The following is a 25052-nucleotide window of genomic DNA, read 5'->3' as shown; positions in this document are numbered from 1 at the left end:
TTCTCAATCATCCTCTTCCTTCTTGTCCAAGTAGACTTCCAGGCGATCCAATCGTTCGGTCCAGCGCCTGCGCTCTGCCTCCATCCAGTCCGCAGCCTCGTCGAAGCGCGCCTGCACCAGTCGGCACCAGCGGCTGCGTCCCCGCTTCTCGCTAGCGATCAGTCCACAATCCTCCAGCACCTTGAGATGCTGGGCAAAGGAGGGCAGTGCCATGTCGAAAGGTTCGGCAAGGATGCTGACCGGCACCTCGCCCTCAGCCAGCCGCGATACCACCGCGCGGCGGGTCGGGTCGCTGAGAGCATGAAAGGCAAGATCGAGGGGCGTCGAATGGTAAGGCATATGACTCGGTAAAACGTCTTCAGCCTTTAGTCAACAACAATAAGGTACTTGCCTTAGTGTCTACATCTTATATAAAGGCATTTACCTTAGTATTGAGCTCCGGACTGCGGGAGCAGCTATGGTGCAACCACTCGCAAGGAGAGCTCCAGTGGCAATACGTGTCGATCTCATGATCTCGCTCGACGGGTTCGCAACGACGACGGATCAGACACCCGAAACCCCGTTTGGCGAGGACTGGCCGCGTCTCGTCGGCGCATATGTTGCAACGCGAACGTTTCGCGAGCGCGTCCTCAAGGATACCAGCGGAACCGGGACCACAGGTGTCGACGATAATTACGCCAGAGAATACTTCGAGAACGTGGGTGCCGAGATCATGGGCGCCGGCATGTTCGGGCTCCACAACTTTCCCGACGACCCGAATTGGCGGGGCTGGTGGGGCGAAGAACCGCCCTTCCGCGTCCCAGTCTTCGTCCTCACTCATACTCCCAGACCTTCCCTGGAGATGGCTGGCGGCACCGTCTTCCATTTCCTCAGCGCAGCGCCGACCGATGTGCTCCAGCTAGCCGTCAAGGCGGCGGGCGATAAAGACGTGAGGATCGGCGGTGGTCCAACAGTCGTTCGCGAGTTTCTGAAGGCGGGCCTTGTCGATCGTCTTCATGTCGCGATCGCACCGATTCTGCTCGGGCGCGGCATACGCCTGTGGGACGATCTGCGCGGCCTGGAAGCTGGCTATACGGTCAAATCAGAAACTGCGCCGAGCGGCACTATCCATCTCACCTTTCAACGTTAGCCGCTTGTCAGCGACTTGAGGCGCTTATGGCTCCTCCATCCATGATGTCGGCTTCCGAGTTACGGGCTAAGCAAATACAACATTAGACTCTGCCAGCACCGGCAAGGCGTGATCGGATCCGTCGTTCTGCTGGACGATCACAAGATGAAAACCTAAAAGCGTTAAGCCCAAACCCGCCCTCCAGAGGAGAAGAAGAATTGAAACGCATCGAGATGAAGGTGAGCGGCGGCTGCCAGTGCGGTGCCGTGCGCTACCACGCAAGCGCCATGCTCGATAATTCGCATCTCTGCCACTGCCGCATGTGCCAGAAAGCCTCCGGCAATATCTTTACCGCGCTCGTCGCCGCGCCTGATGATGCGCTCACATGGACGCGCGGCAAGCCGAGCGTCTGGAAGAGTTCTGAGCTTGTCGAGCGCGGCTTCTGTGCCAATTGCGGCACGCCATTGTTTTTCCATCACCTCGAAAACGGCCGCACCAACCTGATGATCGGTTCGCTGGACGATCCGCACGCCTTCCCGCCGCATGCCAATACCTGCACCGAGAACATGGTGGCATGGTTCGATACAATCACGGGCATAGAAAATACCGGTGCGACCGAAAATAACGGCGCTGATTGGGCTGCGGCGATCAAGACGAGCAACAACCAGCATCCTGATCGCGATACCGCCTCATGGCCGGTGAGATGGCGTGACGACTGAGCCTATTCCGGCGATCTCCAGCGACGCACTGTCCGTCGCCGCCATTCCGAAATAGCCATCATCCCGGAAATTAAAGCCTACGACAGCCTATTTTCAAGATGATGCGCGCAACGTGCATGAAGGTTTGTTCTTCAGCTAATTCAAGCCTCGAAGCAGCCGGTGGTTTCAGGCACTAAGCCGGAAGCTGTCGTCAGACATGTGGCGGCAGTTTTTGCCTAGTTCCGCATATATGCCTCGCAGCACTTTTTCTTTTCATCGGCGACCGGTATCCTGGCTCAAGCCAAATCACCTCCGGCCACTTCCTTATTTAGGGCGCCCCATGACAGATAATTTCAATGACGACGATGCTTTCGCTTCCGCCGGCCTGCGGCTGACGGTGGATCTCGGCGCTCTCGTCGAAAACTGGTGCGACCTCGCGCGCCGCTCGGGAAAGGCCCGCACGTCGGCCGTGGTCAAGGCCGATGCCTACGGGCTCGGGATCGAGGACGTCGGTGAAACGCTTTATGGCGCCGGCGCGCGCGATTTCTTCGTTGCGACAGCGGATGAGGGCACGACCTTGCGGCTCTATGCCCCCGAGGCCCGCATCTTCGTGCTCAGCGGCATCTGGCCGGGTATGGAGCGCCGGTTCTTCGAGAACGATCTCGTACCCGTCATCGCCTCGGAGGAGCAGCTGACCTTCTGGATGTCGGTTCTGTCGGACTATGGTGATTATCCTTGCGCGCTGCAGGTCGACACCGGCTTCAACCGGCTCGGCCTGCCGATGGGCGATGCGATCGCGCTTGCCGATGACGTCTCCCGCCCTGCAAGCTTTGCGCCGGTTCTCGTCATGAGCCACCTTGCCTGCGGCGACGACCCTGCCAATGCGATGAACAGGCAGCAGCTCGAGGCTTTCCGCAAGGTCAGTACCGCTTTCGAAGGCATCGAGGCGAGCCTTGCCAATTCGGCCGGCATCTTTCTCGGCGCCGACTATCACTTCGATCTCACCCGCCCGGGTATCGCCACTTATGGCGGCGAGGCGGTGCCCGGCGTGGCCAATCCGATGCGTCCGGTGGCAACGGCGGAGGCTCGAATCATCCAGACCCGCTCGGTCAAATCGGGCGAAACCGTCGGCTACGGCCGCGCCTTGCAATTGACCCGCGACAGCCGGCTGGCGATCGTCTCGGCAGGTTACGCTGACGGCTATATGCGCAGCCAGTCGAGCGCCGGCGTGCCATTGCGCCAGACCGGCATCCCAGGCGGTCATGGCTTCATTGCCGGTCACAAGGTGCCCGTTGCCGGCCGCATCACCATGGACCTGACCATCTTCGATGTTACCGACCTACCGGAAAACCTGGTCAGAGCCGGTGACTATGTCGAGCTTTTCGGCAGCAACATCTCGGTCGACGAGGCCGCAAGGGCGGCGGGCACGATCGGCTACGAGATGCTGACCAGCATGGGGCTGCGGCACGAGCGCCGGTATATCTCGGAACAGACCGAAGAATAGCCGGGCTACTCCTCAGAATATTTAGCGGGCGCTGATCGCCAGCCGGACGCCAAGGGCGACGAAGAGCGTGCCGAGACCGCGGTCGAGCCACAGGCCGAGGCTCCGATTGCGTCGAAGCGCCTCGCTCAGACGGCCGCCGAGCAGGATGAGCGGCGGCTCGATGAAAGCGGCGACGACGATAATCAGGCTGCCATGCAGCAGTAGCTGCGCCCAGACCGGACCGGCGCCTTCGACGACGAATTGCGGCAGGAAGGCCAGGAAGAAGATGGCGACCTTCGGATTGAGCAGCGAGACCAGGATGCCTTGGCGATAGATGCGGCCAAAAGACAAGGTTTTACCGGCCTCCTTGATCCATGCTGCCTCGCCCTTCGAGCGCAGCGCCTGGATGCCGAGCCAGATCAGATAGGCGGCACCGATCCATTTGACCGTCGAGAAGGCCAGTGCTGAAGCCGCAAGGATCGCTGACAGGCCGGCGGCCGCCATCAGCACATGCAGGCATGCGCCGCTCCAGATCCCGAAAAGCGCTGCGAAGCCCGAGCGCATGCCGCTTCTGATCGTATGGCCGAGAATGAAAGCGATATCCGGCCCCGGCGACAGATTGAGGAGGGTTGCAGCGGTGAGAAAGGCGATCCAGTGCGCAAGCGAATAGTCAAACATCGGTCATCGTCCATAAAAACCCGGCATAAAAGCTGACACGATCGCCATTGATACGGAAATCATTAGTTTTGATAGGCCGGGAAAGACATTATCTGTCAGCCGATCACGATTCGTCGCGAGGAGCGAAGCATTTGAACTTGAGAACAGCATCCGATGGCTAAGGCCCGTACACAATTCATCTGCCAGAACTGCGGCACGGTCCACAATCGCTGGGTCGGCAAATGCGACAGTTGCGGCGCATGGAACACCATCGTCGAGGAAGATCCGATGGGCGGGATCGGCGGCGGACCGGCCAAGACGCCGCGCAAGGGCAAGCCTGTCACGCTGACGACGCTTTCGGGCGAGATCGAAGAGGCGCCGCGCATCCATACCGGCATATCCGAACTCGACCGCGCGACAGGCGGCGGTTTCGTGCGCGGCTCGGCCGTTCTCGTCGGCGGTGATCCCGGCATCGGCAAATCGACGCTGCTGATGCAAGCCGCGGCCGCCCTCGCCCGGCAGGGGCACAAGATCGTCTATGTCTCCGGTGAAGAAGCCGTGGCGCAGGTTCGCCTGCGCGCCCAACGTCTGAAAGCGGCTGATACGGAAGTGCTGCTGGCCGCAGAGACCAACGTCGAGGATATCCTGGCGACGCTTTCCGAAGGCAAGCGGCCGGATCTCGTCATCATCGATTCCATCCAGACGCTGTGGAGCGAACTTGCCGAGTCCGCGCCCGGCACGGTGACGCAGGTGCGCACCGGCGTGCAGGCGATGATCCGCTTCGCCAAGCAGACCGGCACGGCCATGGTGCTGGTCGGCCACGTCACCAAGGATGGCCAGATTGCAGGGCCGCGCGTCGTCGAGCATATGGTCGATGCCGTCCTCTATTTCGAAGGCGATCGTGGCCATCATTACCGCATCCTGCGCACGGTGAAGAACCGCTTCGGCCCCACCGACGAGATCGGCGTGTTCGAAATGTCCGACGCCGGCCTGCGCGATGTGCCCAATCCGTCCGAACTCTTTCTCGGCGAGCGCAACGAAAAGTCGCCGGGTGCGGCCGTCTTCGCCGGCATCGAGGGGACACGTCCGGTGCTGGTCGAAGTGCAGGCGCTGGTGGCGCCGACATCGCTCGGCACTCCGCGCCGCGCCATCGTCGGCTGGGATTCGGCGCGCCTTTCTATGATTCTGGCCGTGCTGGAAGCGCATTGCGGCGTCAGGCTCGGCCAGCACGATGTTTACCTCAATATTGCCGGTGGCTACCGCATTTCCGAGCCGGCTGCGGACCTAGCCGTCGCTTCTGCACTGGTTTCCTCCCTAGCCGGTCTTGCTCTGCCCGCCGATTGCGTCTATTTCGGCGAAGTCAGCCTGTCGGGCGCCGTCCGGCCGGTTGCGCACACCGCCCAGCGCCTCAAGGAAGCCGAGAAGCTGGGATTTTCCGGGGCTGTTCTGCCTGCCGCTTCTGCCGATCTGCCGAAGGTCAACGGCGGACGCTGGAGCGAGATCGACAGCCTGCCCGATCTGGTGGCGCGCATTGCCGGATCCAAGGGCGCGCTGAAACGCGCGGAAGATGAAGACTGAGCCTTACTTCAGCCGTTCTTGGCGAAGAAGAGGCTCCTGATTGAGGCCGATGCCGACCAAAAGGTCTGGCAAGTCTTGAAGTGGATTATAAATGCCCATTACGATTTTCGACGGTATTGTTATCGGCGTTATTCTCTTCTCCGCCGTTCTGGCCATGGTTCGTGGCTTCTCGCGCGAAATCCTCTCGATTGTCAGCTGGGGCGGCTCCGCAGTCGCCGCTTATTATCTTTATCCGCTGCTCGTTCCCTATGCCCTGCAATACAAGGCCGACACCAAGATCGCGACGATCGCGTCAGCCGCCGTCATCTTCCTGCTGGCGCTCATCATCATTTCCTTCATCACCATCCGGATTGCCGATTTCATCATCGACAGCCGCATCGGCGCGCTCGACCGCACGCTCGGCTTCCTCTTCGGCGCGGCTCGCGGCCTGCTCCTGATGGTCGTCGTCGTGGCCTTCTGGAACTGGCTGGTGGCACCGGCCGCCCGTCCGGACTGGGTCAACAACGCCAAATCGAAGCCGTTCCTCGATTCGATGGTCGAGAAGCTGACCGCAGCGCTTCCGCAGGACATTCAGGCGAGGTTGCCGGCTGAGATCCTCAACAAGATCGCGCCGAAGCAGCAAGGAAATGGCGATAACACCGCGCCGAACGATACCGCGCCCTCGGATGACGCGCCGGCGCCGCAGACAAACAATTGACGGTGCGTTTACAGGCTTGACCTGCCGCTCGAGAATCTCCATTTGAGCGGCGTGACAATAGAAGATCCGACCGGATATTTTTTCCGGCCGGATTTTGAGCTATTTTAATGGTTACTCGTGACGCCGCCCCGATCCGCCCACGTTGAGAGCAAAGGCCCGCAGCCATGAATCATTCCCTTTCCTTCGAGGACGATATCGACGGCGACACGCTGCATGAAGAATGCGGCGTCTTCGGCATTCTGGGACACCCGGACGCGGCAGCGCTGACGGCGCTTGGCCTGCACGCCCTGCAGCATCGCGGCCAGGAAGCGGCCGGCATCGTTTCTTTCGATGGTCAGCGCTTCCATTCCGAGCGACGGATGGGTCTCGTTGGCGATCACTACACCGATCCCGCGACGCTTGCCCGCCTGCCCGGCGACCGATCCATGGGCCATGTGCGTTATTCGACGACAGGCGAGACGATACTGCGCAACGTGCAGCCGCTGTTTGCCGAGCTCGAAGTCGGCGGCATCGCCATCGCCCATAATGGCAACTTCACCAACGGCCTGACCATGCGCCGGCAGTTGATCGCCGACGGTGCCATCTGTCAATCGACCTCGGATACCGAAGTCGTCCTTCATCTCATTGCCCGCTCCAAGCAGGTTTCCTCCTCCGACCGCTTCATCGATGCCATCAGGCAGATGGAAGGCGGCTATTCGATGCTCGCCATGACGCGCACGAAGCTGATCGCCGCCCGAGACCCCATCGGCATCCGGCCGCTGGTCATGGGCGAACTCGACGGCAAGCCGATCTTCTGCTCGGAAACCTGCGCGCTCGACATCATCGGCGCAAAATATGTCCGCGATGTCGAAAACGGCGAGGTTGTCATCTGCGAGATCCAGCCCGATGGCTCGATCACCATCGATGCCCGCAAGCCCGACGCTCCGAAGCCCGAGCGGCTCTGCCTCTTCGAATACGTTTATTTCGCCCGCCCCGATTCCGTCGTCGGTGGCCGCAACGTCTATGTCGCCCGCAAGAACATGGGCATCAACCTCGCCAGGGAAGCGCCTGTTGCGGCCGACGTCGTCGTCCCCGTGCCGGACGGCGGCACGCCTGCTGCCATTGGCTTTGCCCAGGCGAGCGGCATTCCCTTCGAACTCGGCATCATCCGCAACCATTATGTCGGCCGCACCTTCATCGAGCCGACGCAGCAGATTCGCGCCTTCGGCGTGAAGCTCAAGCATTCCGCCAACCGTGCCATCATCGAGGGCAAGCGCGTCGTGCTGGTCGACGATTCCATCGTGCGCGGCACAACGTCCGTGAAGATCGTGCAGATGATCCGCGATGCCGGCGCCAGCGAAGTGCATATCCGCGTCGCCAGCCCGATGATCTTCCATCCGGACTTCTATGGCATCGACACGCCGGACGCCGACAAGCTACTCGCCAACCAGTACAGCAGCCTGAAGGCCATGTGCGATTTCATCGGCGCGGATTCGCTGGAATTCCTGTCGATCGACGGGCTCTACCGAGCCGTCGGCGGCGAGCCCCGCAACAATGCGCAGCCGCAGTTCACCGACCATTATTTCACCGGTGACTATCCGACGCGCCTGCTCGACAAGGAAAGCACCAGCAACGTGCGCAAGCTTTCCGTTCTCGCCAGCAACGGCTGACACGCCCAAGTAACGGCCGAGAGGGGCATTTCGCTCCTCTCCCTCCCCTTACATATCTGGATCCAGGCAGCATGAGCGTCAATCTCAAGGACAAGATCGCCCTCGTCACCGGCGCATCGCGCGGTATCGGCTATTTCACGGCACTGGAACTGGCCAAGGCCGGCGCGCACGTGATCGCCTGCGCCCGCACAGTCGGGGGACTGGAGGAGCTTGACGATGCCATCAAGGCTGCCGGCGGCTCGGCAACTCTCGTTCCTTTCGACCTCGCTGACATGAATGCCATCGACGCGCTCGGCGCCTCCATCTACGAGCGGTGGAGCAAACTCGATATTCTCGTCGCCAATGCGGGTGTCCTCGGCGTGATCTCACCGATCGGCCACGTCGAGGCCAAGGTGTTCGAGAAGGTGATGACGATCAACGTCACCGCCACATGGCGACTGATCCGCTCCGTCGAGCCGCTGCTGATGCGCGCCGAGGCCGGCCGCGCCGTCATCCTGTCCTCGGCCGCCGCCCATCGCTGCCGGCCCTTCTGGGGTCCCTATTCCGCATCCAAGGCCGCCGTCGAGGCGCTGGCGCGGACCTGGGCCGGGGAAACGCAGAGCACGCCGCTGCGCATCACCAGCGTCGATCCCGGCGCCACCCGCACCGCCATGCGCGCCCAGGCCATGCCCGGCGAAGATCCGGATACGCTGCCGCATCCCCGCGAGGTCGCCCAGGCGATCCTGCCGCTCGTCGGTTCCGATGTCGCCGAAACCGGCAAGCTTTTCGTCGTGCGCGAAAACAAGCTCGTCGACTATCGGATGCCGGAATAAGATAGTCCCTCGCCTTTACACGAGGCGCCTTATCCCTACTTGACCAAATTCTTCCGGCGCGCGATAAAGCCGCCCATGAAAACGGTTATCTGCATTATCTGCCGGAAGATTATTCGCTAGCGCTTCGCTGGCCTGGCCGTTTTCGTCTCCCAAAATCCAAGATGACAAACGTCCGGCCTGCCGGTGACGGTATTTTTCGGATTTATGCCTTGGGAGAATGATATGGCCACCGAGCCGCAATTGAAGTTCTACAACACGCTGACGCGCGAAAAGGTCGATTTTCAGCCGATCGACCGCAACAACGTCCGCATGTATGTCTGCGGCCCGACGGTCTATGACTTCGCCCATATCGGCAACGCCCGGCCGGCCATCGTCTTCGACGTGCTGTTCCGGCTGCTGCGGCATGTCTACGGCGAAAGCCAGGTCACCTATGTCCGCAACATCACCGACGTCGACGACAAGATCAACGCGCGCGCGCTGCGCGATCACCCCGGCTTGCCGCTGAACGATGCGATCCGGTTGGTGACGGAAAAGACCGAGCGGCAGTACCGCGAGGATACGACGGCGCTCGGCTGCCTGGAGCCAACAGTACAGCCGCGGGCGACCGACAATATCGCTGAGATGATCGCGATCATCGAAACGCTGATCGAGAAGGGCCATGCCTACCGAGCGGCCGGCGAGGTGCTGTTCGACACCAAATCGATGGCCGACTACGGCCAGCTTTCGAAGCGCAATCTCGATGAGCAGCAGGCCGGCGCCCGTGTCGCCGTCGACGAACACAAGAAAAGCCCTGGCGATTTCGTTCTGTGGAAGCTGTCGAACGAGAACGAGCCGGGCTGGGAAAGCCCCTGGGGCCGCGGTCGTCCAGGCTGGCACATCGAATGCTCTGCCATGAGCGGGCGCTATCTCGGCGACCTCTTCGACATTCATGGCGGCGGGCTCGACCTGATCTTCCCGCACCATGAGAACGAAATCGCCCAGTCGCGCTGCGCGCACGGCACGCATGCGATGGCGAATGTCTGGATGCACAACGGCTTCGTGCAGGTCGAAGGCCGCAAGATGTCGAAATCGGAAGGCAATTTCGTCACCATCCATGAGCTGCTGCAGACGGACAAGCTCGGCGGCCGAACCTGGCCGGGCGAGGTGCTCAGGCTTGCCATGCTGATGACGCATTATCGCGAGCCGATCGACTTCTCGGTGAAGCGCCTCGAGGAAGCGGAACGGCTGATCGCCAAATGGCCGGCTGCCGACCTAAGTGGGGCGGCTCCGGATGAAACAGTGCTTGCCGCACTCGGCGACGACCTCAACACCGTTGCCGCCATCCAGGCACTGCATGCCCTGGCACAGGCCGCCAATGCCGATGCCAGCCTCCTGTCGGTCTTCGCGGCCAGCGCCGATCTTCTCGGCCTGCTGCCGAAGAAGGCGGAGATCGACGAAGCTGTAGTCGCAGAGATCGATACCAAGGTGCGGCAGCGGCTTGAACTGCTGAAGGCGAAGAATTTTGCCGAAGCCGACAAGCTTCGCGAGGAGCTGACGGCCATGGGCATCCAGCTCAAGGACGGCAAGGATGCGGCGACTAGCGAGCGCATCACGACTTGGGAGATCAAGCGGTGAGTTTTTATACCCCCCTCTGTCACTTTCGTGACATCTCCCCCACAAGGGGGGAGATTGGGGGGAGTTTGCCGCATGTCTTCGCAAGATCACTAGGCTTGGTCACCGCAAGTTCGATGTCCATTTGGGCCGAGCGAGTGCCGCGGGTTAACAATCTCCCCCCTTGTGGGGGAGATGTCACGAAAGTGACAAAGGGGGGTACCTTGCCGCATATTCCAGTCCCGCCCAAAATCCGCAGTAACGCCCGCCGCATGCGCAAGGTCATGACGGACGCGGAACTTCGGCTCTGGAATGAATTGCGCGCACACCGCCTCATGGGTCTCGGCTTTCGCCGCCAACTGCCCATCGCCGGTTATATCGTCGATTTCGCCTGCCCTACTGAAAAACTCATCGTCGAAGTCGATGGTTCCCAGCACGGCAATGATCGTGATCAGACCTATGACCAGGTTCGCACCCGCCGTCTCGAAGCCGACGGCTGGACTGTCCTGCGCTTCTGGAATGACGACGTCCTCAAGGATATCGATAACGTCTGCATGCATATCCTCATCGTCGCCGGAAAGGATAGATCATGACCGTCTCGACCTACACCGGCGGCTGTCAGTGCGGCGCGGTTCGCTTCCGGGTGCGGGGCGAGCTGAAGGATGCCTCCATCTGTCATTGCCGCATGTGTCAGAAGGCATTCGGCGCCTATTATGCGCCGCTGGTTTCGGTGCGCGGCGCCGAACTCAGTTGGACGCGCGGAGAGCGAAAGGCGTTTCAATCGTCGAACTTCGTAAAGCGCGGTTTCTGCGGGGATTGCGGCACACCGCTGACCTATGAGGCGCCCGATGGCATTGCAGTCGCGGCCGGTGCCTTCGACGATCCCTCGCAACTGCCGCCTGTCGTGCAATATGGCACGGAAGCCAAGATCGGCTTCGTCGATCGGCTGCATCTGCTGCCTGGACACCGCACGGAAGAGGACGCCGGGCAGGCGCCTTTCGTGCTTGAACTTGTGTCATATCAGCATCCTGACCACGATACGGCGGCATGGCCTCTGGAGAGCAGCAAATGACAATGGCAGCGGGATTTAGCGGCGGATGCCAATGCGGCGCGGTTCGTTATCGCACCGCCGGTGCGCTCGGCTATCCGCATCTTTGCCATTGCCGCATGTGCCAGAAGGCATCCGGCAATTACGCCCTCCCACTGGGGAGTGCCAAGCGCGTCGATTTCGAGTTGACACGCGGCGAACCCTCCTGGTTTCATTCGTCCGATCTTGTGCGTCGCGGCTTTTGCGGCACCTGCGGTACACCCTTGTTCTATGATGTGCCCGGCACGGATTCTATCAATGTGACACTTGGCTCACTGGATGAGCCGGCGCTGGTCCAACCCGTTGCGCAATCGAACCGCGCAGGAAAAATGACCTGGTTCCAGGCGCTCGATGCGCTGCCGATGGAACCGGATGAGGATAGCTCGGATCGTGCGATATCGATCAAGCTCTCCAATCATCAACATCCCGATCACGATACCTCAAGCTGGCCACAGGAGAAGCACCATGAGTGAAGCCATCAGAAGCGGAGGATGCCAATGCGGGGCGGTGCGGTTTCGCATCCGCGGCGAGCTCGGCCGTCCGTCGATCTGCCATTGCCGCATGTGCCAGAAGCAGTTCGGCAACTTCTTCTCCGCCCTCGTTACTGCACCTGAAGATGGCCTGGAATGGACGCGCGGCGAGCCGACCTATTTCCAGTCTTCCGTCAACATCGATCGCGGCTTCTGCAAGAACTGCGGCACACCGCTGACATACCGTCATCCGGGCGGCGTCGAAATCGCCATCGGTGCCTTCGACGAGCGCGAGGATCTCGCCCCACAGATCCAGGTGAACCACGCCTATCGCCTGCCCTGGGTAGAGACGATCTTCGAAAAGCCCGTCTATCAGGATCCGGATTTCTATTCGCGGCAGGAGCACATCATTTCTTTCCAGCATCCCGATCACGATACCGATGTCTGGCCCGCCGAGGGGTTGAAAATATGACCGAGCTCCTGCGCACTTTCTATCCGGAAATCGAACCCTATGCTTCCGGTCACCTCGATGTCGGCGACGGGCACGTGATCTATTGGGAACGGGTGGGAACGCCCGGCGCCAAGCCCGCCGTCTTCCTGCATGGCGGTCCGGGCGGCGGCATTTCGCCGAGCCATCGCCGCGTATTCGATCCCAGGCTCTACGACGTGACCCTGTTCGACCAGCGCGGCTGCGGGCGCTCGACGCCGCATGCGGGCCTGGAAGCCAACACCACCTGGCACCTCGTTGCTGACATCGAGCGGCTGCGCGAAATGGCCGGCGCGGAAAAATGGCTGGTATTCGGCGGCTCCTGGGGTTCGACGCTGGCGCTCGCCTATGCCGAAACGCATCCGGAGCGTGTTTCTGAACTGGTGGTGCGGGGAATTTACACGCTGACGAAAGCCGAACTCGACTGGTATTATCAGTTCGGCGTCTCCGAGATGTTCCCCGACAAATGGGAGCGTTTCATCGCGCCCATCCCACCGGAAGAGCGTCATGAAATGATGGCCGCTTACCATCGGCTGTTGACGCATCCGGACAAGGCTGCCCGACTGGAGGCCGCCAAGGCATGGTCGATCTGGGAGGGCGAGACGATCACGCTGCTGCCGGAGCCGGCCACCAGCGACCACTTTGCCGATGCGGAATTCGCCCACGCCTTTGCCCGCATCGAAAACCATTTCTTCGTCAATGCCGGCTGGCTCGAAGAGGGCCAACTGCTGCGCGACGCCTACAAGCTGAAAGACATTCCCGGCGTCATCGTCCATGGCCGATACGACATGCCCTGTCCGGCCAAATATGCCTGGGCGCTGCACAAGGCCTGGCCGAAAGCGGAATTTCATCTGATCGAGGGCGCGGGCCATGCCTATTCGGAACCGGGCATTCTCGATCAGCTGATCCGCGCGACGGACAAGTTTGCTGGGAAAGCGTAGGCCGAGTAAGGCCCCTCACCCTAACCCTCTCCCCGCACGCGGGGAGAGGGAGCGACTGAGCAAGAAAACCGGTTCGCCGGAGGAAACAGTATGACACGCGAAAAAATCTATCTCTTCGACACGACGCTCCGTGACGGTCAGCAGACGCCCGGCATCGATTTCTCGGTCGAGGACAAGATTGCGATTGCGACCATGCTGGATGAGTTCGGCCTGGACTACATCGAAGGCGGTTACCCCGGCGCCAACCCGACCGATACGGCCTTCTTCGATGAGAAGCGCACGAAATCGGCCACCTTCGTCGCCTTTGGCATGACGAAGCGCGCCGGTATCTCCGCCTCCAACGATCCCGGCCTTGCCAGCCTGCTGCAGGCGAAATCCGATGCGATCTGTTTCGTGGCGAAAAGCTGGGACTATCACGTCAAGGTCGCGCTCGGCTGTACCAACGAGGAGAACCTCGAAAGCATCGCTGAGAGCGTCAAGGCGGCGATCAATGCCGGCAAGGAAGCGCTTGTTGATTGCGAGCATTTCTTCGACGGCTACAAGGCCAACCCGACCTATGCGCTTGCCTGCGCCAAGACAGCCTATGACGCCGGTGCGCGCTGGGTGGTGCTCTGCGACACCAATGGCGGCACGCAGCCGCCGGAGGTGCGCGCCATCGTCGAAGCCGTCATCGCCTGCGGCGTTCCCGGGCACTGTCTTGGCATCCATGCCCACAACGACACCGGCCAGGCGGTTGCCAATTCGCTTGCCGCAGTCGAGGCAGGTGTCCGGCAGATCCAGGGCACGCTGAACGGCATCGGCGAGCGCTGTGGCAATGCCAACCTGATCACGCTGATCCCGACGCTGGCACTGAAAAGGGCCTATAGCGAACGCTTCGAAACGACGATCGACACCGAACGGCTGGTGGGCCTGACCGGCCTTTCGCATGCCTTCGACGAACTGCTGAACCGCTCGCCCGACCACCAGGCGCCCTATGTCGGCGCGTCGGCCTTTGCTACCAAGGCCGGCATCCATGCCTCGGCGCTGCTGAAGGACCCGCGCACCTACGAGCATGTGCCGCCGGAAAGCGTCGGTAACTTCCGTAAGGTCATGGTTTCCGACCAGGGCGGAAAGTCGAACTTCATCAACGCGCTGAAACGGCGCGGCATCGAGGTCGGCAAGGACGATCCCAAGCTCGACCAGCTGATCCAGATCGTCAAGGAGCGCGAAGCGACGGGCTATGCTTACGAAGGTGCGGATGCGAGCTTCGAACTTCTGGCGCGCCGCACGCTCGGCACCATCCCGGAATTCTTCGCAATCGACGGTTTCCGCGTCATGGTCGAACGCCGCTTCGATTCCCACGGCCGGGTGAAAATCGTCTCGGAAGCGGTCGTGAAGATCATCATCGATGGCGAGACCATCATGTCGGTTGCCGAAGGCGACGGCCCGGTCAATGCGCTCGACCTGGCGCTGCGCAAGAATTTCGGCAAATACCAGCACGAAATCGACGACCTGGAACTGGCCGACTTCAAGGTGCGTATCCTCAATGGCGGTACGGAGGCCATAACCCGAGTCCTGATCGAATCTACGGATAGCGACGGCGTACGCTGGTGGACCGTCGGCGTATCCGAGAACATCATCGACGCATCGTTCCAGGCCCTGGTGGATTCGGTCATCTACAAGCTGATGAAAAACCGGCACATGGCCGGCAGGATCGCGGCGGAGTAATCCGCCGCCCATCAAAAAGCTTGACGATGCCGTCAATGAAATGAATTAGCCATGCCGCATGCATTGGGGTAATCCCGTCTCAAATAACAGAGAATGACGGGAAAACTCATGGCCACAGATGCGGTCAAACCTGAAATCAAGAATAACGACGCGGTCCGGGGCTTCGGCTTCGCGCTGACGGCCTACCTCTTCTGGAGCATCCTGCCGCTCTATATGAAGGCGCTGGCCCATATTCCGGCTTTCGAGGTCATCGCCCATCGTATCGTCTGGTCGGTTCCGGTCGCCGGCATAGTGCTGCTGGCGCTGGGACGCATGGGGGACGTGAAGGCGGCGTTTCGCAATCCGCGGACAATCGCCATGGCATCACTGACGGCGACGCTCGTCACCATCAACTGGGGCACCTACGTCTGGGCGATCGGCGCCGGACATTCGCTCGATGCTGCCCTCGGCTACTTCATCAACCCGCTGTTCAGCATCGCGCTCGGAGCCATCCTGCTCAAGGAAAAACTGGCACCGACGCAGATCGTCGCGATCGGCCTTGCGGCGATAGCCGTCGTTATCCTGACCGTCAAGGCCGGCACCCTGCCCTGGGTCGCGCTATCGCTCACCTTCTCCTGGGGCTTCTATGCCTTCTTCCGCAAGACGCTGCCCGTCGGCGCCAATCAGGGCTTCTTCCTGGAAGTGCTGCTGCTTTGCATTCCCGCGACGCTTTACATCATCTATCTGGAAGCGCGGGGCGAAGGCCATTTCTACCAAACCGGCCTGTCGGACACCGCACTTCTGCTCGGCTGCGGGCTTGTGACGGCGCTGCCGCTGATGATCTTCGCCAATGGCGCGAAGCTTCTCAAAATGTCGACCATCGGCATTATGCAATACATCGTGCCGACCATGGTCTTCCTGATCGCCGTTTTCCTGTTCAAGGAGCCCTTCGGGACGACGCAGCTGATTGCTTTCTCGCTGATCTGGGCCGGTCTCGTGCTCTACAGCTGGTCGATGCTGCGTCAGAGCAGAGGAGGCTAACCAGCGGGCCTGGTTAGCAGATCCCCAGTCAAAGCTTGGAAATGACGGCCTCTTCGCCGCCGCGATCTCCGGGCACCTCCGCAGCGTGCTTGCGGATGGCGGGGATGATATCAGCGATCTTGTCGATGACCAGCGGCTGGACGCGGTGGGCGGTATGGACGAAGCCCTCTTCCGTCATATGGCGGATGAGTTCCATCATCGGGTCCCAGAAACCGTTGATATTGGCGAAGACCATCGGCTTTTCGTGACGGCCGAGCTGACCCCAGGTCATGATCTCCACGATCTCTTCCAAAGTGCCGATGCCACCCGGCAATGCCACGAAAGCATCGGCGCGTTCGAACATGCCGTGTTTGCGCGCATGCATGTCAGGCGTTATGATGAGCTCGTCGAGTTGACCGAGCGAATGGCGCGTCGCTTCCATATCGACGAGGAATTCCGGAATGATGCCGGTAACCTGACCGCCGTGCGATAGCACGCCGCTCGCGACAGCGCCCATGATGCCCTTCGTTCCGCCGCCGTAGATCAGGCGCAGGCCGTTTTCGGCAATGCTTTTGCCCAGTTCGCGGCCGGCAGCCATGTGGGAGGGATCGCGCCCCGGCCGTGAGCCGCAATAGACGCAAATGGTTCGAATTGGCGTGGAATCGTCGGTCATGGATGCAAACAACTATGCTGCAGATGCTCAGTCAAGATTTTTCAAAGGAAAACTTGTGCCGGGACATGCGAAAATGGCTGAGAAAGCTTGTAAAAGCAGGCGAAATCGCTAGCAATTTCAGGAGTTGCGACGACTTCGCCGCGTGGAGATAAATGATGATGAAGAACCGTGCCGGGTGGCTGGCTCTGTTGGTGTTGGCAATTGCGACCCTGTTGATGGTCTTCTTCGTGATGCCGCGCATCAACGGTGACAAGACCCCGATCGGCGATGCGGTCAATCAAGCCAGCAACACGGTGAAGAACACCATCGACGAGAACGCGCAGAAGGCCGGCGAGACTGCACAGAACGCGACCAAAACCGCACAGAATGCCGTCAACACCGCAGATCTCACCAAGAAGCTGACCGAGCTTACGGGTGCGGCAACCACCTCGCTTGCCGATCTCAAGGCGCTGTTCAAGGATGGCAACACACCGTCCCAGGATACCTTCACGGCCGCAAAGACGAAGGCAACCAACGCCCTGCAATCGATCGTCGGCTTTGCGCTTCCCGAGGGGATCGACGCCACGACAACCGGACTTGTGAAGAAGGTACAGGACGGCGCTGGCAAGGCGCTCACCATCATCCAGTCTCTCCCCGACAATGCCGCCGAAGCGAGTGCGGCTATCGACAAGGCTTTCGCAGCGCTGACCGGCCAGCCGGCACCTGAGACGGCTGCCGGCACTCCGCGCGTGCCGTCATTCGACGTGTTGCGCGTCGAGCCGGATGGCTCGACGGTTATCGCAGGCTCGGCCGAGCCGAATGCCAAGCTGGAAATCGTCGACGGTGAAAAGGTCGTCACGACGACCAATGCCGGCCCGAGCGGCGACTTTGCCGCCGTGCTCGACAATCCACTGCCGCCTGGGGACCACGAACTGGTGCTACGCGCCACCGGCAAGGACGGCAAGGCCGTCAATTCCGAGGAAGTCGCCACTGTCTCCGTGCCGAAAGACAATTCCACCCAGGTCCTCGCGATGGTGTCCAAGCCAGGCGCTGCAAGCCGCATCATCACCGCGCCTTCCGCCAAGCAGGGCCGCGTGACCGCCGGCGAACAGGACGCGTCCGCAGCCGACACTCAGGCCAAAGCGACGGACAAGCCGGCAGCCACGACAGATGCCAAGCCGCAACAAGACGGCACCGCGGTTGCATCCGCCAATACTGCGGCAGGCACGGCAACGCCGTCGGCAGCAAAGGTGGAGGCGGATCAAGACGTCATGGTCAACGCGGTTGAGATCGAAAACGATCATATCTTCGTCGCCGGCACCACGAAGCCGAATGCCAAGATCCGCGCCTATGCCGACGACAAGCTCATCGGTGAGAACGTCGCGGGTGCCGATGGCCACTTCGTCGTAGACGGACCCATGCCTCTGGCTGTCGGCGATCACAAGATCCGCGTCGATGTGCTCGATGGCGCCGGCAAAGTCGTAGTGCGGACCAGCGTCAACTTCACGCGCCCCCAGGGCAATCAGGTGACGGTTGCGGCGCAGACGTCCGCCGCCAATGGTCAAACGCAAGCGACCACGGCAAACATGGTACCGCTCGACGAGGGCGAGCTTGCAAAGCTCAAGGAAGGCGCCGGCAAGGCTTTTGCGCTGCTGAAGGGCCTCTTTACCGACGGTAAGCAACCGAATACGGAACAGCTCGCAGCCGCCCGCTCCGGCACGGAAATCGCGCTGAAGTCGCTCTCCGAATTCCGGCCGACCATCAACGCCAGCGCCGCGCTCAAGAAGGCTGCGGCCGATGCCTCCAGCATGGCCGGCAAGGCGCTAGCTGCTCTCGTCGCCTTGCCGAAGGACCCGCAGTCGGTCGCCGCCGCCCTGCCTGGACTCGAACAGATGATCGCCGTTATCACGGCGCCGGCGCAGACGGCGCCAGCACAGCCGAATGCCGAAGTCTCGTCCAGCGAGCCGAAGACGCTCGAGCAGGCGCCGCTCTCGCAGGATAGCAATGCCGTCATCATCCGCCGCGGCGACACGCTGTGGCAGATCTCACGCCGCATATACGGTGCGGGTGTACGCTATACAACGATCTATCTGGCCAACGAAGACAAGATCAACAATCCGGACCGGATCCTGCCGGGTCAGGTCTTTGGTCTGCCGAAGGACGCTCTTCCGAATGCCGAGGAGCTCCATCGCAAGCGGCTTTCGGGCGAGCATCTCTAGCAGCAACCATAGTCCAGTGAGAACATTGATTGCGGCCAGGTGCATCAACGCCTGGCCGCTGCTTTTATACCGCATGAAAATAGTATAAGCGTCGCCCGACCCCATAGCCTTCGCGCAATGGCCATGTCTTGGCTGCGAAGGCTCGCCAGTCGGCTGTGCAAACACTGCCATCCCGGCTGCCCAATCATTCGCCGGAGACGGACATGGCAGGCCAGAAGAAAACCATATCGGCGGATTCCAGCAATCCGTTGAACACGATCGTCAATCTCTGGCCCTATATGTGGCCGAGCGGGCGCATGGATCTAAAGATGCGGGTGGTCTGGGCGACCGTCTTCCTGCTGGTCTCGAAATTCTTCCTGCTGCTGGTCCCCTACTTCTTCAAATGGTCCGTCGATGCGCTGAACGGCAAGCTCGACATGCAGGGCATTCTGCCTGCCTTCCTGGTCGGCGCTGTCGCCTTGATCATCGCCACGAACGCGACGCGCCTGATCCAGCTCGGCCTCAACCAGCTGCGCGACGCGCTGTTTGCGAGTGTCGGTCAGTATGCGGTGCGCCAGCTCGCCTACAGGACCTTCGTGCACATGCACGAACTCTCGCTGCGTTTCCATCTGGAGCGGAAGACCGGCGGCCTCTCTCGCATCATCGAGCGCGGCACCAAGGGCATCGAGACGATCGTCCGCTTCACGATCCTCAACACGTTTCCGACCTTCATCGAATTCCTGCTGACCGCCATTATCTTCTGGCGCGGCTATGGCTTTTCCTATCTCGCGGTCACAGCCGTCACGGTCTGGCTCTACATCTGGTTCACCGTCAAGGCGAGCGACTGGCGCATCTCCATCCGCCGGACGATGAACAACAGCGACACCGACGCCAACACCAAGGCGATCGATTCGCTGCTGAACTTCGAGACGGTCAAATATTTCGGCAACGAGGAGATGGAAGCCAAACGCTTCGATCAATCGATGGAGCGATATGAAAAGGCTGCCACCAGCGTCTGGACGTCACTTGGCTGGCTGAACTTCGGCCAGGGCTTGATCTTCGGCCTCGGCACGACAGTGATGATGGTCATGTCCGGCTGGTCTGTCCTCAACGGCCAACACACGGTCGGAGACTTCGTCTTCATCAATGCCATGCTGCTGCAGCTCTCCGTGCCGCTCAACTTCATCGGCTTCGTCTATCGCGAAATACGCCAGGGCCTGACCGATATCGAGGAGATGTTCGATCTGCTCGAGGTCAAGCCCGAGGTGGTCGATGCGCCTGACGCCAAGGAACTTGTCATCGGTAATGGCGCGATCACGTTCAAGGACGTGCATTTCGCCTATGATCCGGCCCGGCCGATCCTGAAGGGCATTTCTTTCGAGGTTCCGGCAGGCAAGACCGTCGCCGTCGTCGGGCCTTCAGGCGCCGGAAAATCGACGTTGTCGCGCCTGCTTTATCGTTTCTACGACGTGCAAAGCGGTACGATCACCATCGACGGCCAGGATCTGCGAACCGTCACGCAGAAGAGCCTGCGCAAGGTCATCGGCATGGTGCCGCAGGATACCGTGCTTTTCAACGATACCATCGCCTACAACGTCCGCTATGGCCGGCCGGGCGCAAGCGAGGCGGAAGTGATGGCGGCCGCGGAGATCGCGCAGATCGGCGATTTCATCCGTCAACTGCCGGAAGGCTTCGAGACCAAGGTCGGCGAACGCGGTCTCAAATTGTCTGGCGGCGAGAAGCAGCGCGTGGCGATCGCGCGCACCGTTCTTAAATCGCCGCCCGTTCTGATCCTCGACGAGGCGACCTCTGCGCTCGATACGACGACCGAGCGCGAAATACAGGCCGCACTCGACGTCGTCTCCAAGAACCGCACGACACTTGTGATTGCTCATCGTCTGTCGACTGTTATCGGCGCGGACGAGATCATCGTGCTGAAAAGTGGTGTGATCGCCGAGCGCGGCACACATGCCGAACTGCTGGCGCGGAACGGGCTTTATGCATCCATGTGGAACCGCCAGCGCGAGGCGACGCAGGCCGAGGAGCATCTGAAGCAGGTGCGCGAGAACGACGACCTGGGCGTTATCGATCGGCTGGCGCCGGCAAGGTGAGAAAACCCGCAGAAGCATTGAATTCTGCACTCCATGGCAGCACCGGGGCGCAGCAGTTATGCACCGATTGCTGTCACGAGACTGAGATGACAGCTTGCTAGGTACGAGGGTCTTTTTGAACGGAGCCCCCCAATGCGTACTCTTGCCAAAGCTTTAAGCCTTTTGCTCGTCGTCGGCCTGGCCTCGCCGGTTTTCGCCGAGGATGCCAAGCCTTTCGCCGATGCTAAGGAGATCAACCTCCTCGATCTGCTTCCGCCCCCGCCTGCCAATGATTCCGCGCAGATGAAGGCGGAGCTCGGCGAAATCCTGACGATCCAGGTGACCCGCACACCGGAAATGGCGGCACGCGCCGTGGCCGACGCGGAAGAGAATGTCTGGCGCTTTTCCGACGTCATCGACAATCCGAAATTCACCAAGGAAAACCTGCCGAAGTTTTCGGCCTTCTTCGATCGCGTCGTCGAGACCGAAGGCGCCGTCGTCGACCCAGCCAAGGATGTCTGGAAGCGTCCGCGCCCGCATCTCTACAGCGATCTCGTCAAGCCGATCGTACCGCTCTCCAAGTCCGGCTCCTATCCGTCCGGCCACACCACGGTCGGCACGCTGATGGGCATCGTGCTTGCGAATATGGTGCCGGAAAAGCGCGCCGCCATCATGGCCCGCGCCTGGGAATACGGCCATAACCGCATCGTCGGCGGCATCCATTACGCCTCCGACATCGAAGCCGGCCGCATTGCAGGCACCGTCATCGCCGAAACCATCATGACGCATGACGATTACAAGACCGAGTATGAAGGCGCCAAGACGGAACTGCGCGCTGCTCTCGGCCTCTGATTTCCTGTCGATCGACGCAAAACATAGGAGGCCGCCGCCATCGGCGGCCTTTTCATTGCATCCCACACGGGTTTCCACAGGCTACACTTTTCAAGTCCGGGGGACGTTGGCATCTTGCTCGATGCGGATTGCGTTGAGGACGAGCGTGCGAAAGCATTGCCCGTGACAGAGTTTGCCTGTAGTCACGCTCGACTGGTATTCAGAGCAAGACCGCTTATCTTGTTCTCATTCTTTTGACTGGCATGATCTTGACGGAGAACCGGAGCCCGGTTCCTGGCGGAAATGCCCTAACGGAGTAGGCCATAGATGAGCTTGATGAACAGCGTGCGCAATGTCATCGTTCCCGTACACAAGGAGGGCTATCCCTTCGTTGCAGGTTTCTTCGTCGCGTCGCTGGTGCTCGGTTGGATCTTCAAGCCGCTCTTCTGGATCGGCCTGATCCTGACGCTGTGGTGCGCCTATTTCTTCCGCGATCCCGAACGCCTGACGCCCCAGGACGATGATCTGGCGATATCGCCGGCGGACGGTAAGGTTTCGAGCGTGCAGATGGTGACGCCGCCGGCTGAGCTCAACCTCGGCAGCCAGCCGATGCTGCGTATCTCGATCTTCATGAACGTCTTCGATTGCCATGTGAACCGCTCGCCTATGCGCGGCCGCATCACCAACGTCGCCTATCGTCAGGGCAGCTTCCTCAATGCCGAACTCGACAAGGCCAGCGAACAGAACGAGCGCAACGGCCTCGTGATCGAAACGAAGCATGGCGAAATCGGCGTCGTGCAGATTGCCGGCCTCGTTGCCCGGCGCATTCTTTGCTTCGTCCATCCGAACGAGCCGCTGGATGCCGGCGAGCGCATCGGCCTCATCCGTTTCGGCTCGCGCCTCGATGTCTTCCTGCCGGAAGGTGCTTCGTCGCGCGTTGCCGTCGGCCAGCGGGCGATCGCCGGCGAAACCGTCATTGCCGAATTCGGCTCGGCCAAGGGCGCAACCCTTAGCCGCCGCAGCTGAAGCCGAGAGTATTTCCGCCCTAAACGGAGGTACGGAAATACTCTACACTATTGTTTTCACGCAATTTCGGACGCAAAGCTGCTTCGCACTTTTGCTGGAATTGCTCTAGGAACACGAGCGAGATGAAGACGCCTTTTCCGCCTTTCGAGCCACACGGGCCTAACGACGAAGCACGCGGACCGCGTCTCCGGGAAATTCCGTTGCGGCTGATCGTGCCGAACATGATCACCGTGCTGGCGATCTGCTCGGGCCTGACGGGCATTCGTCTCGCTTTCGAAAACCGCTACGAGCTCGCCGTCGTGGCCGTGCTGGTCGCCGCCTTCCTGGACGGCATCGACGGGCGCGTCGCGCGGTTAATGAAGGCCACCTCGAAGTTCGGCGCGCAGATGGATTCGCTCGCCGACATCGTCAACTTCGGCGTTGCCCCGGCGCTCGTCGTCTACGTCTTCCTGCTCGACCAGGCCCGCTCGCTTGGCTGGATCGCGGCACTGATCTACACGATCGCCGCCGGGCTGCGGCTCGCCCGCTTCAACGTCATGGCCGAGCGCGAGCACAAGGCTTCCTGGCAGTCGGAATATTTCGTCGGCGTACCCGCGCCTGCCGGCGCCATGCTGGTGCTGCTGCCTGTTTATCTCGGCTTTCTCGGCCTGACGCCGGACCGCACCTTCGCCTTGTGGGGTGCAGCCTATACCGTCCTCATCGGCTTTCTTCTGGTCAGCCGTCTGCCGGTATGGTCCGGCAAATCGGAAGGCAATGGCGTAAGGCGTGATCTGGTGCTGCCGATCATGCTCGGCCTTGTCGTCTATGTCGCGCTGCTAATGAGCTACACGTGGCATGTCATGGTCGTGACCGTCGTCATCTATTTGCTGTCCCTGCCCTTCGGTGCGCGCTCCTGGGCGAAGAAATACGGCACCTACACCATCAACGGCCCCGCGGATCCCAATGTCGACGATTCCAATGACGACATAGGCCGGCATATCTGATTTGCTTGTCATATCCCTGCGCAGCAGCCCTGCAGCGGCTTCGCTGCACTGCAACCGCAAGTCGGCAAGTCTTCCTTATCGATCAGAGACATGGCGATAGCTGATCGGCGCCATCGCGAACCGTCGCAGCGCAATATTTCCGCAGATTCAACATTGCGGCAGTGCGGATTCTACACGAGGTTTCGGCGCTAATCTCTCGAAATATGGTCGTTGTTTACAAAAGCTGATTGGAAAACGCCTTCGATTTGTCATGATTTACGACAAAAACCACTACTCGACTGTGAATCGAAAAATGCTCCGGGGAGCATGGTGAGGAGTGAAACATGACGCAGAAGAAAGACCAGCCGGCACAACCGCAGGCAAAGATCGATCCCAGCAAGCATTATCGTCCGCTGGGCCTGAAAGCCGTTCTTGCAGCACATCTGATGCTGAAGACGAAGCCTCTCAAGAAAAAGATCGCCTGAAAATACAATTCTGCCCGCCGCCGACCAATACCGGCAGGCAGCATTTCCGATCACTGGCCGCCGAATGGCGGCCGCTCAGAGAAGGCTTAGCTGGCCATCGTCCGAATCCGCCTTCTTCGGCGGCTTTCTGACCGGATCGAGCATTACGGGTGTCTGCACATCCGGCCCCATATTGGCAACCTTGTTGACGCGATCCGAAACCGGGATCGCCTCGAAAAAATCCTCCTGAACCGGCTTCATCAGATCAAGGACATCGCGCGGCTCCTGCGTCTTGCAATCGAGCCAGCGAGCGAAATCCTCCGGTTTGATAACAACGGGCATGCGGTCATGGATGGATCGAATGGCGCTGTTTGCCGCCGTCGTCAGGATCGCACCCGTATCGACCTCGGAACCGTCGGCCGACGACCAAGTTTCCATCAGCCCGGCAAAAGCGATGACGCCGCCGCTGCGAGGCCGAATCCAATAGGCCTGCGACTTCTCGCCGCTCTCCTTCGGCGGCCGATGCCATTCGTAGAAACCGGATGCAGGAATGAGGATGCGGCGATGGCGCATGGCGGCACGAAAGGACGCCTTGCCGATGGCCGTTTCCGCTCGCGCATTGATCAGCAGCGGGAACTCCTTGGGATCCTTCACCCAGTCGGGCATAAAGCCCCAGCGCACGAGCAGAGCACGGCGATCCGGCAGGTTGCTGCCCGGTCGCTGCCTATCGCCCGATATGACGACAAGGATCGGCTGCGTCGGCGCAATATTATAGCGCGCGGGAAATGCCTCATTCAGCAGGACGCCGAGCGCTTCGCCCACCTGGTCTGCCGTCGATGTCAAAGCGAAACGTCCGCACATGAGGC

25 protein-coding genes are annotated in these 25052 nt (G+C 60.7%); 21 read left to right on the top strand and 4 right to left on the bottom strand.

The genetic code is table 11. The annotated features are described in order from the left end of the window. Positions 1-3: 3 nt before the first annotated feature. A complete protein-coding gene (locus RTCIAT899_RS05990) occupies positions 4-339 on the bottom strand; it encodes an ArsR/SmtB family transcription factor (RefSeq protein WP_015339343.1) in 336 nt (111 codons plus the stop codon). A gap of 148 nt (positions 340-487) precedes the next feature. Here RTCIAT899_RS05990 and RTCIAT899_RS05985 point away from each other — a divergent pair, with 148 nt between their 5' ends. The 3 genes from RTCIAT899_RS05985 (at position 488) to alr (ending at position 3310) form a co-directional block, all read left to right on the top strand. Further along, positions 488-1129 carry a dihydrofolate reductase family protein gene (locus tag RTCIAT899_RS05985; RefSeq protein ID WP_015339342.1) on the top strand — a complete coding sequence of 214 codons (642 nt, stop codon included), beginning with the start codon at positions 488-490 and terminating at the stop codon, positions 1127-1129. A gap of 197 nt (positions 1130-1326) precedes the next feature. Beyond that, entirely contained in the window at positions 1327-1827 is a 501-nt protein-coding gene (locus tag RTCIAT899_RS05980) for a GFA family protein (protein WP_015339341.1), read from the top strand. Between the two features lie 319 nt (positions 1828-2146). Continuing rightward, the gene (alr, locus tag RTCIAT899_RS05975; RefSeq protein WP_015339340.1) at positions 2147-3310 is read left to right on the top strand and encodes an alanine racemase; all 1164 of its coding nucleotides are present in this window, start codon (positions 2147-2149) and stop codon (positions 3308-3310) included. A 21-nt stretch (positions 3311-3331) separates the two neighbouring features. Here alr and RTCIAT899_RS05970 read toward each other — a convergent pair whose 3' ends face one another. After that, entirely contained in the window at positions 3332-3967 is a 636-nt protein-coding gene (locus RTCIAT899_RS05970) for a LysE family translocator (RefSeq protein WP_015339339.1), read from the bottom strand. Between the two features lie 153 nt (positions 3968-4120). Here RTCIAT899_RS05970 and radA point away from each other — a divergent pair, with 153 nt between their 5' ends. The 12 genes from radA (at position 4121) to rarD (ending at position 15984) form a co-directional block, all read left to right on the top strand. Further along, a complete protein-coding gene (radA, locus tag RTCIAT899_RS05965; protein ID WP_015339338.1) occupies positions 4121-5524 on the top strand; it encodes a DNA repair protein RadA in 1404 nt (467 codons plus the stop codon). Between the two features lie 91 nt (positions 5525-5615). Beyond that, a complete protein-coding gene (locus RTCIAT899_RS05960) occupies positions 5616-6221 on the top strand; it encodes a CvpA family protein (protein WP_015339337.1) in 606 nt (201 codons plus the stop codon). Between the two features lie 164 nt (positions 6222-6385). Then, complete coding sequence (gene purF / locus RTCIAT899_RS05955) at positions 6386-7870, top strand: amidophosphoribosyltransferase (protein ID WP_015339336.1); 1485 nt, start codon at positions 6386-6388, stop codon at positions 7868-7870. Between the two features lie 71 nt (positions 7871-7941). After that, a complete protein-coding gene (locus RTCIAT899_RS05950) occupies positions 7942-8682 on the top strand; it encodes an SDR family NAD(P)-dependent oxidoreductase (RefSeq protein ID WP_015339335.1) in 741 nt (246 codons plus the stop codon). A gap of 222 nt (positions 8683-8904) precedes the next feature. Then, positions 8905-10296, top strand: a complete 1392-nt coding sequence (gene cysS / locus RTCIAT899_RS05945) for a cysteine--tRNA ligase (protein ID WP_015339334.1) — start codon at positions 8905-8907, stop codon at positions 10294-10296. Positions 10297-10544: 248 nt separating this feature from the next. Further along, positions 10545-10865 carry an endonuclease domain-containing protein gene (locus tag RTCIAT899_RS05940; RefSeq protein ID WP_041677317.1) on the top strand — a complete coding sequence of 107 codons (321 nt, stop codon included), beginning with the start codon at positions 10545-10547 and terminating at the stop codon, positions 10863-10865. Next, the gene (locus RTCIAT899_RS05935; protein ID WP_015339332.1) at positions 10862-11344 is read left to right on the top strand and encodes a GFA family protein; all 483 of its coding nucleotides are present in this window, start codon (positions 10862-10864) and stop codon (positions 11342-11344) included. The genes RTCIAT899_RS05940 and RTCIAT899_RS05935 overlap by 4 nt, the downstream gene beginning before the upstream one ends. After that, the gene (locus RTCIAT899_RS05930; RefSeq protein ID WP_015339331.1) at positions 11341-11832 is read left to right on the top strand and encodes a GFA family protein; all 492 of its coding nucleotides are present in this window, start codon (positions 11341-11343) and stop codon (positions 11830-11832) included. Before RTCIAT899_RS05935 ends, RTCIAT899_RS05930 begins: the two co-directional genes overlap by 4 nt. Then, positions 11825-12301: a GFA family protein gene (locus RTCIAT899_RS05925; RefSeq protein ID WP_015339330.1), complete on the top strand. Its 477-nt coding sequence runs from the start codon at positions 11825-11827 to the stop codon at positions 12299-12301. The genes RTCIAT899_RS05930 and RTCIAT899_RS05925 overlap by 8 nt, the downstream gene beginning before the upstream one ends. Further along, the gene (gene pip, locus RTCIAT899_RS05920; RefSeq protein ID WP_015339329.1) at positions 12298-13257 is read left to right on the top strand and encodes a prolyl aminopeptidase; all 960 of its coding nucleotides are present in this window, start codon (positions 12298-12300) and stop codon (positions 13255-13257) included. Before RTCIAT899_RS05925 ends, pip begins: the two co-directional genes overlap by 4 nt. A 90-nt stretch (positions 13258-13347) precedes the next feature. Beyond that, positions 13348-14964, top strand: a complete 1617-nt coding sequence (cimA, locus tag RTCIAT899_RS05915) for a citramalate synthase (protein ID WP_015339328.1) — start codon at positions 13348-13350, stop codon at positions 14962-14964. A gap of 108 nt (positions 14965-15072) precedes the next feature. Continuing rightward, a complete protein-coding gene (gene rarD / locus RTCIAT899_RS05910) occupies positions 15073-15984 on the top strand; it encodes an EamA family transporter RarD (RefSeq protein WP_015339327.1) in 912 nt (303 codons plus the stop codon). Between the two features lie 28 nt (positions 15985-16012). Here rarD and RTCIAT899_RS05905 read toward each other — a convergent pair whose 3' ends face one another. After that, positions 16013-16636, bottom strand: coding sequence for an LOG family protein (locus tag RTCIAT899_RS05905; protein ID WP_015339326.1), 624 nt, complete (start codon positions 16634-16636; stop codon positions 16013-16015). A gap of 155 nt (positions 16637-16791) precedes the next feature. Here RTCIAT899_RS05905 and RTCIAT899_RS05900 point away from each other — a divergent pair, with 155 nt between their 5' ends. The 6 genes from RTCIAT899_RS05900 (at position 16792) to RTCIAT899_RS33765 (ending at position 24207) form a co-directional block, all read left to right on the top strand. Then, positions 16792-18834 carry a LysM peptidoglycan-binding domain-containing protein gene (locus tag RTCIAT899_RS05900; protein ID WP_015339325.1) on the top strand — a complete coding sequence of 681 codons (2043 nt, stop codon included), beginning with the start codon at positions 16792-16794 and terminating at the stop codon, positions 18832-18834. 203 nt (positions 18835-19037) lie between these two features. Further along, entirely contained in the window at positions 19038-20924 is a 1887-nt protein-coding gene (locus tag RTCIAT899_RS05895; RefSeq protein WP_015339324.1) for an ABCB family ABC transporter ATP-binding protein/permease, read from the top strand. A gap of 132 nt (positions 20925-21056) precedes the next feature. Then, positions 21057-21755 carry an acid phosphatase gene (locus RTCIAT899_RS05890; RefSeq protein ID WP_015339323.1) on the top strand — a complete coding sequence of 233 codons (699 nt, stop codon included), beginning with the start codon at positions 21057-21059 and terminating at the stop codon, positions 21753-21755. Between the two features lie 306 nt (positions 21756-22061). Next, positions 22062-22760 carry a phosphatidylserine decarboxylase gene (locus RTCIAT899_RS05885; protein WP_015339322.1) on the top strand — a complete coding sequence of 233 codons (699 nt, stop codon included), beginning with the start codon at positions 22062-22064 and terminating at the stop codon, positions 22758-22760. A 122-nt stretch (positions 22761-22882) separates the two neighbouring features. Continuing rightward, on the top strand, positions 22883-23743 hold the full coding sequence (gene pssA, locus RTCIAT899_RS05880; protein ID WP_015339321.1) for a CDP-diacylglycerol--serine O-phosphatidyltransferase: 861 nt from the start codon (positions 22883-22885) through the stop codon (positions 23741-23743). Positions 23744-24066: 323 nt separating this feature from the next. Further along, on the top strand, positions 24067-24207 hold the full coding sequence (locus RTCIAT899_RS33765) for a hypothetical protein (protein ID WP_015339320.1): 141 nt from the start codon (positions 24067-24069) through the stop codon (positions 24205-24207). 75 nt (positions 24208-24282) lie between these two features. Here RTCIAT899_RS33765 and RTCIAT899_RS05875 read toward each other — a convergent pair whose 3' ends face one another. After that, positions 24283-25047: an SOS response-associated peptidase gene (locus RTCIAT899_RS05875; RefSeq protein ID WP_015339319.1), complete on the bottom strand. Its 765-nt coding sequence runs from the start codon at positions 25045-25047 to the stop codon at positions 24283-24285. Positions 25048-25052: the final 5 nt, after the last annotated feature.

It is taken from the genome of Rhizobium tropici CIAT 899 (assembly GCF_000330885.1).
In the GTDB taxonomy this organism is placed as follows: domain Bacteria; phylum Pseudomonadota; class Alphaproteobacteria; order Rhizobiales; family Rhizobiaceae; genus Rhizobium; species Rhizobium tropici.
This window is presented reverse-complemented; position numbering and strand designations above follow the sequence as displayed.